General features: G+C 51.0%; 16 protein-coding genes. 7 read left to right on the top strand and 9 right to left on the bottom strand.

Annotated features, from left to right (window positions below):
- Nucleotides 1–71: 71 nt before the first annotated feature.
- Complete coding sequence (locus H6F90_RS25965) at nucleotides 72–416, top strand: hypothetical protein (RefSeq protein WP_190433532.1); 345 nt, start codon at nucleotides 72–74, stop codon at nucleotides 414–416.
- Between the two features lie 49 nt (nucleotides 417–465).
- On the opposite strand, the gene H6F90_RS25960 is transcribed toward H6F90_RS25965, so the two are convergent.
- Complete coding sequence (locus tag H6F90_RS25960; protein ID WP_190554934.1) at nucleotides 466–1,089, bottom strand: class I SAM-dependent methyltransferase; 624 nt, start codon at nucleotides 1,087–1,089, stop codon at nucleotides 466–468.
- 251 nt (nucleotides 1,090–1,340) lie between these two features.
- On the opposite strand from H6F90_RS25960, the gene H6F90_RS25955 reads away from it, so the two are divergent.
- Together H6F90_RS25955 and uvsE are read left to right on the top strand one after the other, a co-directional pair.
- A complete protein-coding gene (locus H6F90_RS25955; protein ID WP_190433531.1) occupies nucleotides 1,341–1,628 on the top strand; it encodes a hypothetical protein in 288 nt (95 codons plus the stop codon).
- 65 nt (nucleotides 1,629–1,693) lie between these two features.
- Nucleotides 1,694–2,623: a UV DNA damage repair endonuclease UvsE gene (gene uvsE, locus H6F90_RS25950; protein WP_190554933.1), complete on the top strand. Its 930-nt coding sequence runs from the start codon at nucleotides 1,694–1,696 to the stop codon at nucleotides 2,621–2,623.
- A gap of 74 nt (nucleotides 2,624–2,697) precedes the next feature.
- Here the strand turns inward: uvsE and H6F90_RS25945 are convergent, their stop codons facing one another.
- The 3 genes from H6F90_RS25945 to H6F90_RS25935 all read right to left on the bottom strand — a co-directional run bounded on the left by H6F90_RS25945 (nucleotide 2,698) and on the right by H6F90_RS25935 (nucleotide 5,217).
- Entirely contained in the window at nucleotides 2,698–4,095 is a 1,398-nt protein-coding gene (locus H6F90_RS25945; RefSeq protein ID WP_190433529.1) for an amidohydrolase family protein, read from the bottom strand.
- A 129-nt stretch (nucleotides 4,096–4,224) separates the two neighbouring features.
- A complete protein-coding gene (locus H6F90_RS25940) occupies nucleotides 4,225–4,551 on the bottom strand; it encodes an Mpo1-like protein (protein ID WP_206755558.1) in 327 nt (108 codons plus the stop codon).
- Between the two features lie 162 nt (nucleotides 4,552–4,713).
- Entirely contained in the window at nucleotides 4,714–5,217 is a 504-nt protein-coding gene (locus H6F90_RS25935) for a sterol desaturase family protein (protein WP_190433528.1), read from the bottom strand.
- Nucleotides 5,218–5,486: 269 nt separating this feature from the next.
- Between H6F90_RS25935 and H6F90_RS25930 the strand changes: the two genes are divergently transcribed.
- The gene (locus H6F90_RS25930; RefSeq protein ID WP_190554932.1) at nucleotides 5,487–7,181 is read left to right on the top strand and encodes a GH3 auxin-responsive promoter family protein; all 1,695 of its coding nucleotides are present in this window, start codon (nucleotides 5,487–5,489) and stop codon (nucleotides 7,179–7,181) included.
- Nucleotides 7,182–7,388: 207 nt separating this feature from the next.
- Nucleotides 7,389–7,763, top strand: coding sequence for a hypothetical protein (locus H6F90_RS25925; protein WP_190554931.1), 375 nt, complete (start codon nucleotides 7,389–7,391; stop codon nucleotides 7,761–7,763).
- A gap of 19 nt (nucleotides 7,764–7,782) precedes the next feature.
- Here the strand turns inward: H6F90_RS25925 and H6F90_RS25920 are convergent, their stop codons facing one another.
- The 3 genes from H6F90_RS25920 to purS all read right to left on the bottom strand — a co-directional run bounded on the left by H6F90_RS25920 (nucleotide 7,783) and on the right by purS (nucleotide 9,610).
- The gene (locus tag H6F90_RS25920; protein WP_190433525.1) at nucleotides 7,783–8,463 is read right to left on the bottom strand and encodes a TVP38/TMEM64 family protein; all 681 of its coding nucleotides are present in this window, start codon (nucleotides 8,461–8,463) and stop codon (nucleotides 7,783–7,785) included.
- 167 nt (nucleotides 8,464–8,630) lie between these two features.
- A complete protein-coding gene (purQ, locus tag H6F90_RS25915) occupies nucleotides 8,631–9,329 on the bottom strand; it encodes a phosphoribosylformylglycinamidine synthase subunit PurQ (RefSeq protein WP_190554930.1) in 699 nt (232 codons plus the stop codon).
- Nucleotides 9,326–9,610 (bottom strand): phosphoribosylformylglycinamidine synthase subunit PurS, encoded by a 285-nt coding sequence (gene purS, locus H6F90_RS25910; RefSeq protein ID WP_190554929.1) that lies wholly within the window; start codon nucleotides 9,608–9,610, stop codon nucleotides 9,326–9,328. Before purS ends, purQ begins: the two co-directional genes overlap by 4 nt.
- A gap of 158 nt (nucleotides 9,611–9,768) precedes the next feature.
- On the opposite strand from purS, the gene H6F90_RS25905 reads away from it, so the two are divergent.
- Nucleotides 9,769–10,176 (top strand): Fur family transcriptional regulator, encoded by a 408-nt coding sequence (locus H6F90_RS25905; protein WP_190554928.1) that lies wholly within the window; start codon nucleotides 9,769–9,771, stop codon nucleotides 10,174–10,176.
- Between the two features lie 28 nt (nucleotides 10,177–10,204).
- On the opposite strand, the gene H6F90_RS25900 is transcribed toward H6F90_RS25905, so the two are convergent.
- Entirely contained in the window at nucleotides 10,205–11,209 is a 1,005-nt protein-coding gene (locus H6F90_RS25900; protein WP_190554927.1) for an SPFH domain-containing protein, read from the bottom strand.
- 53 nt (nucleotides 11,210–11,262) lie between these two features.
- Nucleotides 11,263–11,694 (bottom strand): NfeD family protein, encoded by a 432-nt coding sequence (locus tag H6F90_RS25895; RefSeq protein ID WP_190433515.1) that lies wholly within the window; start codon nucleotides 11,692–11,694, stop codon nucleotides 11,263–11,265.
- Between the two features lie 338 nt (nucleotides 11,695–12,032).
- Between H6F90_RS25895 and H6F90_RS25890 the strand changes: the two genes are divergently transcribed.
- Nucleotides 12,033–14,030, top strand: a complete 1,998-nt coding sequence (locus H6F90_RS25890) for a PP2C family serine/threonine-protein phosphatase (protein WP_190554926.1) — start codon at nucleotides 12,033–12,035, stop codon at nucleotides 14,028–14,030.
- Nucleotides 14,031–14,058 lie beyond the last annotated feature (28 nt).

The following is a 14,058-nucleotide window of genomic DNA, read 5'->3' as shown; positions in this document are numbered from 1 at the left end:
AGACGTTTGGTTTTATACTCACTACAATTCATTTTTAATAAGAAACGGCAAAAACTCTTTAGGAGTTTCACATGAAATACACATTTGAAGTCCTAGGTGTCTCACCCATTTTACATTTCTTCAATCATCAACAGGAAATTATACAAAAGCTGCCAGAACCTGGGGTGGAATATGTTGGTTCCTACCGTTGCACCCTTGATTCTTTTATTCAATCCATCGAGACAGTACCTCCCCAACGCGGTTGGGATTTAGATCAAGTGGTAGAAACTGTCGTCAATTTTTGGATGAATAATTCTGAAAAGATTCAACTCTGGAAACACCGCTTAGAAGATGCTGGCAGCGAGAACTTAATTGTGGCTAGGATTGCAGATCTCAAAGCTTTAAGAACCACGTTTGAATCTCTAATTAGTGATTAAAACAACAGGCTATTTTTATCTATTCCTAATAGATTGCCAACTGGCAATCTTAGGGTTTAGTGAAAACTGTCAGCATCACAGGACCCAGTAAATAATAATGGCCTTGGCAAGTTAGCCCTGTCTGTTGTCCTAGCTGTTCGCGGGCTTGCTGGCTATAAAGCCGAATTTCTCCTGGCGAGATCAGTAGAACTTGGGTATCTGACCAAGGCTGCCACGTCAGGTCAACCAAGTAGAAGCAACCCGCTGGTTTTAAGACTCGGCTGACTTCAGCAAAAACTTGCTCTGGCTGGCGGTAGTGCAAAAAGCTAAGCGTATTAAACACGGCATCAAACTGTGCCTCGGCAAAAGGTAGCTGCTCGGCATCACCTTGAACATAGGTGAGCCGAGACGGCAAAGGATGGCGTTTTTGGGCTTGCCCCAGCATTTCGGGAGAGAGATCCAATCCTGTCCCTTGTAAGCTGGGAAATTGCTCTGCTAAACGATAAAGTAATCGCCCAGTACCGCAACCCAGATCTAGCACCTGAGCGCGATCGCCTAGCTGAATAAATTCCAACAAGCGCTGATGAATGGCTTGGTAAAACACTGAGGGAAAGAGCCAGTCATAACTGGGTGCCCAGCGATCGAACAGTTGTTTCTTGTCCAAAGATTTTTCGTTCCCAAAGAAAAGAGACATGGTTCCAGAACAGCGAGCAAAGCCTTTCCTTTATTCTCGCGATCGCTGGCAGAAGGTGTGGGGATCAGAACCCTACTCAAGGTATAGGTAGCCAAGGTGGAGGTCCTTCCCGCCGAAGGAATCTCTCTGAAGGTGAACTGAGGTAACTTGGTAGGCGTTGAATGAGCTAAGACTTCGCCGCATTGGATGCATGAGGTGTCAAGGCAAATCTTACTCAGCCAGCTTGAATTTTTACATACGGGGATATGACCATGAGTGAAGAACAAGAATATAGAAGCGGTAATCCTGAAGACGCTGAACCTGGCAAAGGTGCAGGAGGGGATCAGTTTGGCGTGCAGATGGCGCAAAACCCAGCTGTGAACCCAGCTGATGAAGAAATTCCCTCCAACGTAGATGTGGCCCGCAATATCAAGAACTTGGATGCTGCGGTGGAGCAGGAAGAAAATACTGACCTGAAGACAACCGATGGTTATGTAATCGATGAGTCTGGTCGGATCGACAACTTCGCGATCGAACCTCCTATGTACGTGCAAGAATAAACTCCGTTTAGCAGCGTCCCCAGAGCCGAACTTAAAGCAGCCGAATCCAGAGAAGCCGAACCCCGATGAGCCAACCGTTGACAGACACCGCACTTCCAAAATTGGGGTTGGTCTGCATTACCTCTACCAATCAAGTGCGCTATCGTGCTTTGACCCGGAAGCGGTTATTACAGCTAGAACTCAGTGAACAGGAACGAGTTTTGCGAGCGCTGTATGCCGATAATCTACAGCGCCTCAACCTCGCGATCGATTTCTGTCTAGAACAAGGGATTCGGCTCTATCGGCTAACTTCAGCTTTATTTCCGTTTGCCGATGAGCCAATCGGTGAAGGAATTTTGCTGGATTTTCAAGACACGCTCCGAGTCACGGGCGATCGCGCCCAAGCGGCAGGTATTCGCCTCGTCATCCATCCGGATCAGTTTGTGGTGCTTAGCTCTGATAAACCAGAGGTGATCGAGAATAGCATCAAAATTCTACGGACTCAGGCGCAAATCTTTGACTTGCTCGGTTTGCCGCGGTCGCCTTGGGCGATGATGGAAATTCACGGCGGCAAAGGCGATCGCGCGGAACGGTTGATTCAGGTAATTCGCGATCTACCCGATGGGATTCGTTGCCGTTTGGCTCTGGAAAACGATGAATACGCTTACAGCGCGGCAGAAATCTTAGCAGTTTGTCAGGCGGCTGAAGTGCCTATGGTATTTGATGCCCACCATCATGTCATTCACGAAAAACTGGAAAGCTACGAGCACCCTAGTGTAGCGGAGATGGTGTTAGCCGCTCGTGGCACTTGGCCCTTTCCAGAATGGCAGCTAGTGCATATTTCTAATGGTTGTGATGCTTTTGGCGACCCCCACCACAGCGATCTCATCACAGTCATGCCCAGTTCTTACCGGGAAGTGCCTTGGATTGAGGTGGAAGCAAAATTAAAAGAGCAGGCGATCGCGAAACTCCAGGAAGAGTGGTTAGCTCCTGCGATCGCCTCAATGTCAGCCTAATCAACCAAGCCTTAACTTTTTCTCAACCCCTCTCCACGCCAGAGAGGGGTTGATCGATCAGGAGCTAAGTTAGCTTATTGAGCTGTGACGGTAGATTCAGCTTTGACGTAATCAGGTAAAGAATTACGCAAGCGATCGCCATAGAGAGCTAGAGCGTTACCGCCTAACAATAATGCTAGGTGCTCGCGGTCGTACTCAGTGGCTGTGGCTGCATCCTTAACGCAATCCTTGAGGACGCCATCCCAGTGGCCGTAGTCACCAGAGAAGCAAGGAATGTGCTTGCCTGCTTCACCCATTGCCTGAGGCATGTAGGAGGGGCCTGGGTCATCCGACTCATAGGACGCAAAGATCTGCCCCCGTTTGAAGTAGTCCATCGGGTCGCGGTGACGCAGATCGTAGTGCTCATACAGGCTGGCGTCATCAATCTTGGCAGGGTCATGCTCAGCACTCCACAGCAAGTCGAACAGATTTTTTGCCTGGTTGAGCAAATTAACGTTTTGCACACCCCGCTCTTGGATCATCAGTTTGGTGAAGTCCATGAGGGAGGGGCGATATGGGTTCTTAGGATCGAAGTCACGAATTCGCTTCTCCCAGTGCTCATGGAAAGCATGGGCGAGGTCAGGAATCCAGCCGCAACCTCCTTCGAGGAAACCAACCCGTAGGGTGGGGAATTGCTCAAATGCCCCATCGAAGACCATGCGCGCCATTGCCATTTGCTGCTGGTTGCGCTGCACGAAGATGTGGCTTAGGACAAAGGTTTCCATGTGGTCAGCAATGCCGCCCACCATGTAGGAACCAGGACCACCGTGGATGCCCAAAGCAATATCCAAATCCACCGCAGTTTGTAGGAGGGGGCGGAAGTCTGGATGGCTGATGTTCTTGCAGGTGCGGATTTCGGGGAAGGCGTCTGGCGCTTTGGGATGAGGAATGGGCAGGTTGGGAGCCACCGCTATACCGACCATGCCGAGTTCATTGATGCAGCGCTTCATCTCCGCGATCGCAGCGTCTACATCTTGAAGTGGCAGAACCCCAATGGGCTTGAGGCGGTTGTCATAACCACGGCAGTCATCTGCCATGTAGGTGTTATAAGCGCGGCAGAGGGCGATCGCAAAATCTTTATCTAAAATGCTGGAAAAAATCAGATTGAGCGTGCCGTAGATAACTTGGACATCCACACCTTCGCGGTCCATGTGCTCAATGCGGACCCGGTTGAACATGGCACCGAGAGTCGTCTCAGGATGCAGGTTGCGGAAGCCACCTTTGCCTAAGCCTTGGGGCTGGGGGAACATCCGCACATAATCGTTTTTGCCAGTCGCAGGATTAAAGTCAATCAGCTTCGCGCGCTGATCACCCAAACTGTCAATCACTAGACCAATGCGATCGCGATACTGTGGCTCTATATAATCCCGCAGCAGTAGCGGATTTTCGAGCTTGTGGGCATCCGCATCGATTACCAGTAAACCTTGATACATGAACGCTCCTCAGTGGATAGCCTGTAAAGCGGAGACAAAACAGCCAGCAAGTCTGGAAACAGTTGCCGACGTTGGCTCCAACAAACTTTGAATCAAAGAAATTATTGAGTTTGTGTACAAGTGTAAACGCTAAGCCGTCTTGCGCTGTAAGTAAGCCAGAATTTGGCGCAGACCAAACCAATTCTCAAAGGACCAAGTGAAGGAACTGAGAATAGTAATGCCAGGGTACTTGACGAAAGCAGGCTGATTTTTCTCAAAGACAGCATGGCCGCCTAGGGCAAACACTTGGGTGAATACTAGGCAAACTAAGGTCAGCCGCCAATCGTAAAATAGCAAGATTACCGCTGCGATCGCCAAAATATTGGTGAGATGGTGCAGAGCCTGGTTAATGGGGTTTTGATGACTGGCAACAAAGTGGGCTTTCGATTCTTGCAACAACTGTCGAAATTCGCTCAAGGTGGAATCCTCACAGACTAAGAATTCATGCCAGGGATCGGAAACTATTGTTTAAGCAATAAGCAACTGTTTAAGCAACATAGCACTAGGCTTCTGGCTTAGGCGAGGGCGATCGCCAGTTTTTGGCAAAAATCACCCAGTTGGGCTGCTTCTAAGCTAGCGCTACCACCACCGGAGTTGCAGATAACTCCGTTCTGGTTGGTTCAGTTCTTGCTCGCTCAGCCACTCCACAGGCTTGTAAGTGCCAAAAATATGGTCCCACCAATCTACAGCTAAGCCGAAGTTGTGGTCCCACATGCCGTATTTATGATGTACGTAATGCACAGGCATCTTCATCCAGAAGCACTTAGTGGGGTTTTCGTGCTGGAGCTGATGGGCATAAGCTGAGAACGCCGCATAGGCGATCCCACCTAGCAGCCACCCGCTACCCGCAGGGATCGAGACAAAAAACATCAAGCCCAGCACAATAAACGTGCCTCTGACGTAGTCACGGAATTCCCACAAAACGCCTTGGCCTTCGTTACGCCGATGGTGGTCGCGATGGCGCTCGCCCACCCGAGGGGACGCATGCATTAGGCGGTGCATCCAGTACTCCACCAAGCTGGCCAGAATAAAGGCGATGATGAAACAGGCAATGCCGATGGCGATCGGCTCTAAGGTCAGCATGAACTCTCCTTCCTCACACGGTGCCCGCAAAGAACCAATAACGACTATTTTGACATCCTCTTCGTGGCTCAGGAGCTACTAAAGGAGGTTTGTGGCACTGATTTCTAGAGAGTGAGGGTCTAACGAGGCGATCGCTCAGCATAGAATTTAGAGCTTTTTCGCGGCTTGAGAACCATTTGGTGCTGCTGGTGTCTATTTGAACTCCAGCGGTAGATCAGCTTTAATCGAAATCCAATGCATCTGTGCGGATGAGCGTGAGGGGAAGGGGAATGTCGATCTTGTTACCGATTCTGGCGACTGTGAGTCGTCAAGTGAAAAATAGCTTTGTCAAAAAAACTCGGCGCACTTTAGCGGTGCAAGAGCAGTTCCTGAAAGAGTTGCTGGTTGCCTATCAAGACACTGCCTTGGGGCGAGAGTATGGTTTGCGCGACATCAAAACCATTGACCAATTTCGCGATCGCGTCCCAGTTTTACCCTACAGCAGCTACGAGCCTTACACGGAACGCATCGCCCAAGGCGAGCAAAACGTCTTAACTCCCGATCCGGTGGTCTATCTCAACCTCACCAGCGGTTCGACGGGGCAAAAAAAACTAATTCCCGTCACCAAGCGATTTCAGAACTCTCTGCGGCAGGCGAATCTCACCAGCATTGGGTTTTTGAGTGATGCATTACGCGATCGCGGCTCCCAGTTTGGCAAACTGCTTGCTACCAACTCGGTACAGCTTTTGGGTCGCACTCCGGGCGGTATTGAGTATGGGCCTGCCAGTGTTGGCGTGCTGCGGATGGGCAAATTTCTCTACGAACAACTCTTTGCGCATCCCTACGAAACGTTGCTGCCCGATGACAGCTTGACTCGGCACTATCTCTGCCTCCTATTTGCGCTGTGCCAGCCTGAGATGCGGGGTTTAGGAGCTAACTTTCCCATGCTGGTGTTGCGGATCTGCAATTATTTGGAGCAATACGCCGAGGAGCTGATTCACGATTTAGACCAGGGCACGATCGCGCCTTGGTTGAAATTAGCGCCAGACGTGCGCACGAAACTAGAGCGACAATGGTCAGCCAATCCAAGCCGAGCGGCCCAACTCCGTGAGGTCTGGAAGTCGGAAGGGCGGCTGATCCCAAAGCTCGTTTGGCCGCAGCTTTCCTATGTGGCAACTGCACGGGGCGGCACTTCGGACTTCTACTTTGAGCGCTTTCCGCAGTACTTTGGCGACACCCCAGGGTATGGCGCGGTCTATGCCTCTGCCGAGGGCACTTTTAGCATCTATCCGGAACTGGGCCAAGATGGCAGCATTCTGGCGATCGAGAGTGGTTTTTTTGAATTTATCCCGGAAGATCAATGGGAGGCTGAACAGCCCCAAACCTTGCTAGCACCGGAAGTGCAAGTGGGCGATCGCTACCGCATTTTGATGACCAACTACAGCGGTTTCTATCGCTACGACATTGGTGATGTGGTCGAAGTGACAGGCTTTTACGAGCAATCGCCATTGATTGTTTTCCGCCATCGTCGGGGGGGTCTGCTCTCCTCAACCACCGAAAAGACCACCGAATTCCATGTGACTCAAGTGATGCAATCGCTGCAACAAGAGTTCGGCCTGCCCCTAGAAGATTTTTGTGTCACTTTGGCTGAAGATGTGATTCCAGCCCACTATCTAGTAAACATTGAGCTGCTGCCTGGTCAAGCACTCGATAATCCGTCAGCTTTCTTACATCGGTTCGACCAAAAACTGAAGGAAATTCACACTTCCTACGAAGTTAAGCGACGAGATGCTGTGCCCGCACCGCGACTTCGGATTCTGGCTCCAGGCAGCTTTGCGATCGTCCGCCAGCGGCAGCTTAAGAAAGGTGTGCCAGATTCTCAGCTCAAGTTTCCTCACATCAGCGAGGACCGCAGTTTCTTGGCAGGGTTAACCGTGGCCCAGGAAATTCGACTGCCAGAAGTAGCGAATCGGGAATCTTATTAGTGGGAGCCGGCGTCCCAGAGAACAGTTGCCAAACAGTCAGCAGCCACCAAAGCTGTAGAGTTATTAAAGATCCGGAGTGGGTACTCTCAAAGGGTGAAATGATTAGTCATATCCCCCTTTAAGCTGTGGCTAGAGCTTATAGCAGGCACTAACGTAAGGGGCGATCGCTTAAATCGATAGCATCTAGACTCTCACTGTTCATTCTTCATGCTTGACGCTTTCCACTCTCTATCTGAATTCTCTCGGACTCACTGCATCGCCATTTGTGCGTTTTTGGTGCCAGCTAACTTACTCGCCACCATGCTGACTCTGGGACTCACGGCCTTGCGTCGTCCAACGGTGCAAATTCAACGAGCCGTGGGCTTAGCCAGTTGCTTCGCCTTGGTAATGGTGTTGCATGTCTTAACTTGGTTGGCCGTTGGCATCGTGATGCCTCCCACCTTTATTCTGTTTTGGTTGGCTAGCACTTGCCTATTGATTAACATCTGGGCGATCGCGTATCCTGCCAGCCTTAATCGCATTCTGGATGTGCTGCTCGCTTGGTTCAAGCGGAGACAGCCAGAACTTCACCAACCCGAATAGCTACCTCTGCCACAGGCTTCTAGGCAGCATCTTCAGCTTGGGCCAAGGCTCGCTTGGCGACTCGTGTCGTGTAAATCGCAGTAGCTACTGTGGCCAACAGTCCACTAAGTTGCAGTAACAGATTTTGCGGCGAACCCTCTCGACCCATCATCCTGAAGCCAAAAGAGCCGAGGTAAACGTAGAAGGCGATTACGGGTAACATTCCGATCCACGTAAAGATGAAATAGTCTCTAAATTTGACCTTGGTACAACTGAAGCCGTAGTTAAGCACACTCGAAGGCAGCACTGGCGAGAGGCGAGTCAGTAAGATAATTTTCCAACCCTTACGGGCGATCGCTTTGTCAATCTCGAGAAACTTGGGATTTTTAGCGAGCCATTTCTTTATCTGTTTGCGAGCAATGGTTTTACCCACGACATAACAAGCCGTCGCCCCCAAAATATCTGCGATTGAGGCGTAAAGTACTCCTTTACTAAACCCGAACAAAGTACCGGAACCGAGCATCAGCAAGGCATTAGGTAACCCCGCTAGGGTCATGAGGACATAAACAGCAATAAACATCGGAATAGACCACGGTCCTAAAGTCCGCAGCCAGCTCCTCAAATTGATAAACCAGCCCTTAAGAAAGAGCACGCTAATTAAAGTAATTACAGCGATCGTAGCCACGAATAACCAAAACCTTTTACGCCGCAACAATCGCATAATCGTATCCAGAGACCTCGGTGATTTGAAAGCCTTAGGATACGAGACCCTGACTATCGCTCGCATCTCACTACGGGTATGGAACTAGTAAGTGGTTACCACTACTTGTTGCCCGCCCAGGCTACCAAGACAGTCGAGCGATCGCGCCAGCAATTTGATTGAGTCGGTTAAGCGATCGCAGCAACGGCAGACAACAAGCCGTGAAACAATTTCATGCCATCGGTGTTACCTAAGATGGGTTCAGCAGCTCGCTCTGGGTGGGGCATCATGCCTAAAACGTTGCCCCGATGATTACAAATGCCAGCGATGTTGTTGAGGGAGCCGTTGGGGTTGCTGCCATTTTCAGCCTCTCCCGCCGCTGTGCAGTAACGGAACAGCACCTGACCATTGGCTTCAAGCTCAGCCAGGGTGTCGGGGTCAGCGTAATAACTACCTTCACCGTGGGCGATTGGTAGGGTAATCACCTCTCCTGCCTGATATCCCTGCGTCCAAGGCAAATCATTGCGCTCCACCTTAACCGGGACGCGATCGCAGACAAAGTGTAGGTCACGGTTACGGACCAAAGCTCCAGGCAGCAGTCCTGCTTCCGTCAACACCTGGAAGCCATTGCAAATGCCCAGAACTAGCTTGCCCTGCTCAGCGTGCTTGATCGTAGCTTGCATGACAGGAGAGAAACGAGCGATCGCCCCGCAGCGGAGGTAATCGCCGTAGCTAAAACCACCGGGAACTACTACCACATCTAAATCGGAAATGTCGCTTTCCTCATGCCAAACCATGCGCGTTGGCTGCTGAAGTAAGCCTTCGGTAACGGTGGCAACGTCGCGATCGCAATTCGAGCCAGGAAATACAACAACGCCAAACTTCATGCGGTTACCCCTGAGTTGAGGGTGGCTGATTCGGTGAGTTCGAAGCGATAGTTCTCAATCACCGGGTTCGCTAAAAGTTGATCGCACACTCGATCCAACTGCTGTCGAGCTGCGGTTTCATCTGCTGCCGTCAGGGTCAGTTCCACATATTTGCCGATTCGGACTTGCTCCACATTGTCGTAGCCCATGTGGAGCAATCCAGATTGCACTGCCGTCCCAGCTGGATCTAGTACGGAGGGACGGAGGGTAACATAGATTCGAGCCTGATACTTTCGAGTCACAGCAGCGCCTTAACTAAAAGAGTGAATAGACGGTTTGTACATCACAGCCTTCCTATTCTAAGGCTGCGATTTCCCATTTGTGCAGTCTATATGGTTTAGCTTGAAGGAAAGGACAAACTGCGTCCCTACCCAACATAACGCTTGAGAATTGTTTGTATATGAAAGCTCAACGCACCCGCAGTCAGGAGCGTATTTTAGCCCTATTGAAGACCCTGAATCGAGCCGTTTCTGCCCAAGATCTCTACGTGGAATTGCGGGGTCAAAGTCAGAGCATGGGGCTTGCTACGGTCTATCGCTCCCTAGACGCTTTGAAATTAGAGGGTGTGGTACAGGTACGCACGTTAGCAAGTGGTGAATCGTTGTATAGCTGTTTGCAGCAAGATAAGCACCACCTCACTTGCTTACAATGTGGTGCCTCAATTCCCATTCATGAATGTCCGGTACACGAGCTAGAGACGCAGCTCCAGCGATCGCATCAGTTTAAGATCTACTACCATACCCTGGAGTTTTTTGGCCTCTGCGATCCCTGCCAAGCGGCTCACAGTGCTAGCGGGGTGGTTAGTTAGACAGCGATCGCAGGGGTGCTACTTGAGGTTATGAAAGCCCTAGATTAGCAGCAGGATCAAGCTTGGAGTTGTGGTTGTTAGCATGAGTGCTGCCATCCCCCACGATCGATCGCATCCCTTCTAAAGTGGCAGGAATACTCCGTGGGTCCATAAACATCACCTTGCTGCTGCCGCTGCTGCCAATGGTGGTGCCCATTTCTAGATAGTGTTGCGCTAGTAAAAATTGCAGCGCTTCGTGAGCATCGGGGTCAGTTTTAAGGGTTTTGGCCACAATCTGAAGTGCTTCGGCAGTGGCTTGAGCCTTGAGCACTTGCTGTTGCCGCTCCGCTTGGGCTCTGAGGATAATGCTTTTTTGTTGAGCTTCCGCTTCTAAGATGACTGCTTTTTGTCTGGCTTCCGCATCCAACACTTGAGCTTCTGCCTTACCTCTGGCAGAGTTGACGGCTGATTCTCTTTCGCCTTCTGATGTCAGGATAGAGGCGCGTTTCCGTCGCTCTGCGGACATTTGCAATTCCATCGATTCCTGGACGGCTTTGGAAGGCACGATGTCTCGCAACTCTACCCGAGTGACCTTCACACCCCACGGGTCAGTAGCAATGTCTAGCTCCCGAAGCAGCAGTTCACTAATTTGCGATCGCGCCGTAAAGGTGTCGTCGAGTTCCAGCTTGCCCATTTCGGCCCGAATCTGGGTCAGCACCATGTTTACCATTGCCGACTTGAGGTTCTCCACCTTGTACCAGGCCCGCTCCATGTCGATAATGCGCCAGTAGACTACAGCATCCACGGTGATGGATACGTTGTCACGAGTAATGCATTGTTGAGGAGGAATGTCTAAAACCTTTTCGCGGATGGTTTCTTTGAACACCACGCGATCCAAACCAGGAAAGACGAAATTTGGACCTGGTTTGAGTTTTTTGCCGTTGTAGCGTCCCAGGGTTTCAACGAGCGCTTCATTCCCTTGACTCAGAATTCTGACGCCGGAAAGCCCCACACCCCCTAGGGCGAGAACGAGCATTAAGATAAATTGGTTCATTTTGGATTCTCCTGAAGCTTGAAAAAGCAAATCAACCGAATGCAGATTCGGCTCTAGTGATGCAGTAAGTTTTCTGGCATGACCAGCAGAGTCGTGCCTTTACGACCGACTACACAGACTTTTTGCTGAGGCGCGATCGCCAGCGTTTCATCATCACACTGGGCCTGCCAGGAATTGCCTTCGTAGAGCACCCGACCCGTTTTTCCGGGCAAAATCTCGGTTAAAGTTTCTGCCTCTGTGGCATCTGCGATCGCTGAGGCCTTCTGCTTGGGTACCCAACGTTGCACCAAAACTACCAGCGCTACCGAAATGACCATCCAGAGGATAATTTGCCAACTAAGCTGCGGCAAAACCAATGAAATCAGGGCGACGATAAACGCACTCACACCCATCATTGAGGCGACAAATGCAGTCGGCAGCAATAGCTCTACTAAACAAAATCCGACTCCTGCCAGCAACCAAATCACTGTAGGACCGAAAGGCATACCCATATCCTGTGCAGCGCGATAAAGATAGATTCAATTGCACTGATCCCAATTCCAGCTTGGTTGCCGCGATCGCAAATGTCTGGTAGCCCCTAACCCTGCTATGATTGCTGTCTTGTAACTTCAACCTCGGATTCCGCCGCATTAATTGTGCTGCTTGGGGTTGAGTGGGGTGGGTCTCGCCTGCCCCACTCAACCCTGAAAATCTAATTTAGTGAAGTACTAGGCTTAGATAATGATGGGGTAGGCTGGTGGGATTAGTGTTGTCACAACCAATCTATCCCAACCTTTTAGGCCTCTAGCCCTTTGATCCACTTAGCTTTAGGGTGTGCGAACGCATGAGCAATTCTGAGCTAAAAATTTCTTGCCCTAACCTAGCCTGTGCTAACCCGCAGAATTCGCTAGGCCAGAAGCTTTGTGCCCATTGTGAAACACCGCTCATCTATCGCTACCTCTGGGCCAGTGGCAGCAGCGCGACTCAGCGATCGCCACAGGAGTTGGTTCTAGGCAGATACTACGTTTTGACCCCACAGATTTGGCTAGACACCCAACCTGGATTGCTGCCGCACCTCCCTCCTGCCTGGCCAGATGAGTTGCTCGCTTATCTGCATCTCTATCCTCAACGGTTGCATGTGCCAGAGTTGTACGGGTTCGCTTCCAGCCGAGAAGAAGCAACCCAGTGGGATATTGTACTGCTGGACAACGCCGCCATCGACTCAGGCGGGAGCTTACACCCCTCAATGGCCGAAGTCTGGCCGCAAACCACCTCCCTGCGCCAAGTCTATTGGCTGTGGCAATTGCTGCAATTGTGGCAACCGTTAGCTGAGCAAGGCGTGGCCTCCAGCTTAATGATTCCAGAGAACTTACGAGTAGAAGGTTGGCGCGTTCGACTGCGCGAGTTGTATGCCGACCAACCTGAATCAGATGCCCAACCGCGATCGCTCCTCAGCCGCAAGTTGCCTCAGCCTCCCACCCTAGAAGAATTTGGCGAATTTCTCTTTGCCTGGGCTTCGGAAGCTCAAGTGGTCGTGGCTCAACCGCTGCAAACCGTCTTGCACCCGTTACGCACAGCGGAAGCCTCGCTTGCCAGTGTGGTCACGCAACTCAACCAGTTATTGCTAGAACAATCTTCTCAATTGCCGCTCCAGCTCAAGTTACTCGGCGAGTCGGATACAGGTAAGCAGCGATCGCTGAATGAAGATGCTTACTTCCCCACCGTGCCCGACTTGCGCGAAGGCCAAGCCCGCCCCAAAGAGAAATTAGTGCCTCACCTGGCGATTGTGTGTGATGGCATTGGTGGGCACGAAGGCGGGGAAGTAGCGAGTCAGTTGGCAGTGCGATCGCTCAAGCTCCAAATTCGCGCCTTTTTAACAGAGGTAGAAGAACAGGAAGAACTGCTGTCACCAGAGCTGATTATGGAACAGCTAGAAGCAGCCATTCGCGTCGTGAATAACTTGATTTGCGCTCAAAACGACACCCAAGGGCGAGAATCGCGACAGCGCATGGGCACAACCCTAGTCATGGCGCTTCAGTTGCCGCAGCGAGTCAAACTGACTACAGGTGCAACTGCCGACAATGCCCATGAGCTATACATCGCCAATGTCGGAGATAGCCGTGCTTACTGGATCACCCCTCACTACTGCCATTTGTTGACCTTGGACGATGACGTAGCTACCAGAGAAGTTCGGTTGGGCCGTAGTTTGTATCGCGAAGCGCTACACAGACCTGATGCAGGCGGCTTAACACAGGCCCTAGGCACTAGAGATGCCGAATTTCTTCGACCCACTGTGCAACGCTTCATTGTCGAAGAAGATGGGTTGCTTTTGCTCTGCTCCGATGGCCTCAGTGATAACGGCTTGATTGAGCGAGCTTGGGTTGATTACGCCGAACCTGTACTGCGAGGTAAATTGTCTCTGTCAGCCGCAGTTCAAGCCTTGATCGATTTAGCCAACCAACACAACGGCTACGACAACACCTCTGTTGTGTTGATGCACTGTCGAGTCTCCTCCGACTTCCAGCTCAACTGGTTTGATCCCAAACGAGCAACCAATGCAACGAGTGGTTGGCCCGCAGATATGTCCGAAGCCTCCAAAGCGTTGCTCTATGGCGAATCAGATGAAGCCGAAACCCCCGCCACTGCTGCTCCGGTCAGTACAGTAACTCGCAAACGCAACCGCTTTGTCGTCGTCCTCAGCTTATTAATCTTGTTAGCTGGTGGCGGTACCGCTGGTTTAATTGCTTGGTCACAACTCAACCCGCAAGGCTTCCAGCAATTGCGTCAACGTCTACCCAACCCCCTCAACCAAGCTTTACCCCCCGGTTCCCCGACTAATTGATAGGAAAGTGCCACTCTATGTGAAGATA

This window comes from Trichocoleus sp. FACHB-591 (genome assembly GCF_014695845.1).
Lineage (GTDB): Bacteria > Cyanobacteriota > Cyanobacteriia > FACHB-46 > FACHB-46 > Trichocoleus.
The sequence above is the reverse complement of the archived record's forward strand: the minus strand, read 5'-3'. Positions and strand labels throughout refer to the sequence as shown.

Bases quoted from the DNA above. Each gene is read 5' to 3' on its own strand.
- H6F90_RS25965 (WP_190433532.1), top strand. From the start codon at position 72: ATGAAATACACATTTGAAGTCCTAGGTGTCTCACCCATTTTACATTTC.
- H6F90_RS25960 (WP_190554934.1), bottom strand. From the start codon at position 1,089: ATGTCTCTTTTCTTTGGGAACGAAAAATCTTTGGACAAGAAACAACTG.
- H6F90_RS25955 (WP_190433531.1), top strand. From the start codon at position 1,341: ATGAGTGAAGAACAAGAATATAGAAGCGGTAATCCTGAAGACGCTGAA.
- uvsE (WP_190554933.1), top strand. From the start codon at position 1,694: ATGAGCCAACCGTTGACAGACACCGCACTTCCAAAATTGGGGTTGGTC.
- H6F90_RS25945 (WP_190433529.1), bottom strand. From the start codon at position 4,095: ATGTATCAAGGTTTACTGGTAATCGATGCGGATGCCCACAAGCTCGAA.
- H6F90_RS25935 (WP_190433528.1), bottom strand. From the start codon at position 5,217: ATGCTGACCTTAGAGCCGATCGCCATCGGCATTGCCTGTTTCATCATC.
- H6F90_RS25930 (WP_190554932.1), top strand. From the start codon at position 5,487: ATGTCGATCTTGTTACCGATTCTGGCGACTGTGAGTCGTCAAGTGAAA.
- H6F90_RS25925 (WP_190554931.1), top strand. From the start codon at position 7,389: ATGCTTGACGCTTTCCACTCTCTATCTGAATTCTCTCGGACTCACTGC.
- H6F90_RS25920 (WP_190433525.1), bottom strand. From the start codon at position 8,463: ATGCGATTGTTGCGGCGTAAAAGGTTTTGGTTATTCGTGGCTACGATC.
- purQ (WP_190554930.1), bottom strand. From the start codon at position 9,329: ATGAAGTTTGGCGTTGTTGTATTTCCTGGCTCGAATTGCGATCGCGAC.
- H6F90_RS25905 (WP_190554928.1), top strand. From the start codon at position 9,769: ATGAAAGCTCAACGCACCCGCAGTCAGGAGCGTATTTTAGCCCTATTG.
- H6F90_RS25900 (WP_190554927.1), bottom strand. From the start codon at position 11,209: ATGAACCAATTTATCTTAATGCTCGTTCTCGCCCTAGGGGGTGTGGGG.
- H6F90_RS25895 (WP_190433515.1), bottom strand. From the start codon at position 11,694: ATGCCTTTCGGTCCTACAGTGATTTGGTTGCTGGCAGGAGTCGGATTT.
- H6F90_RS25890 (WP_190554926.1), top strand. From the start codon at position 12,033: ATGAGCAATTCTGAGCTAAAAATTTCTTGCCCTAACCTAGCCTGTGCT.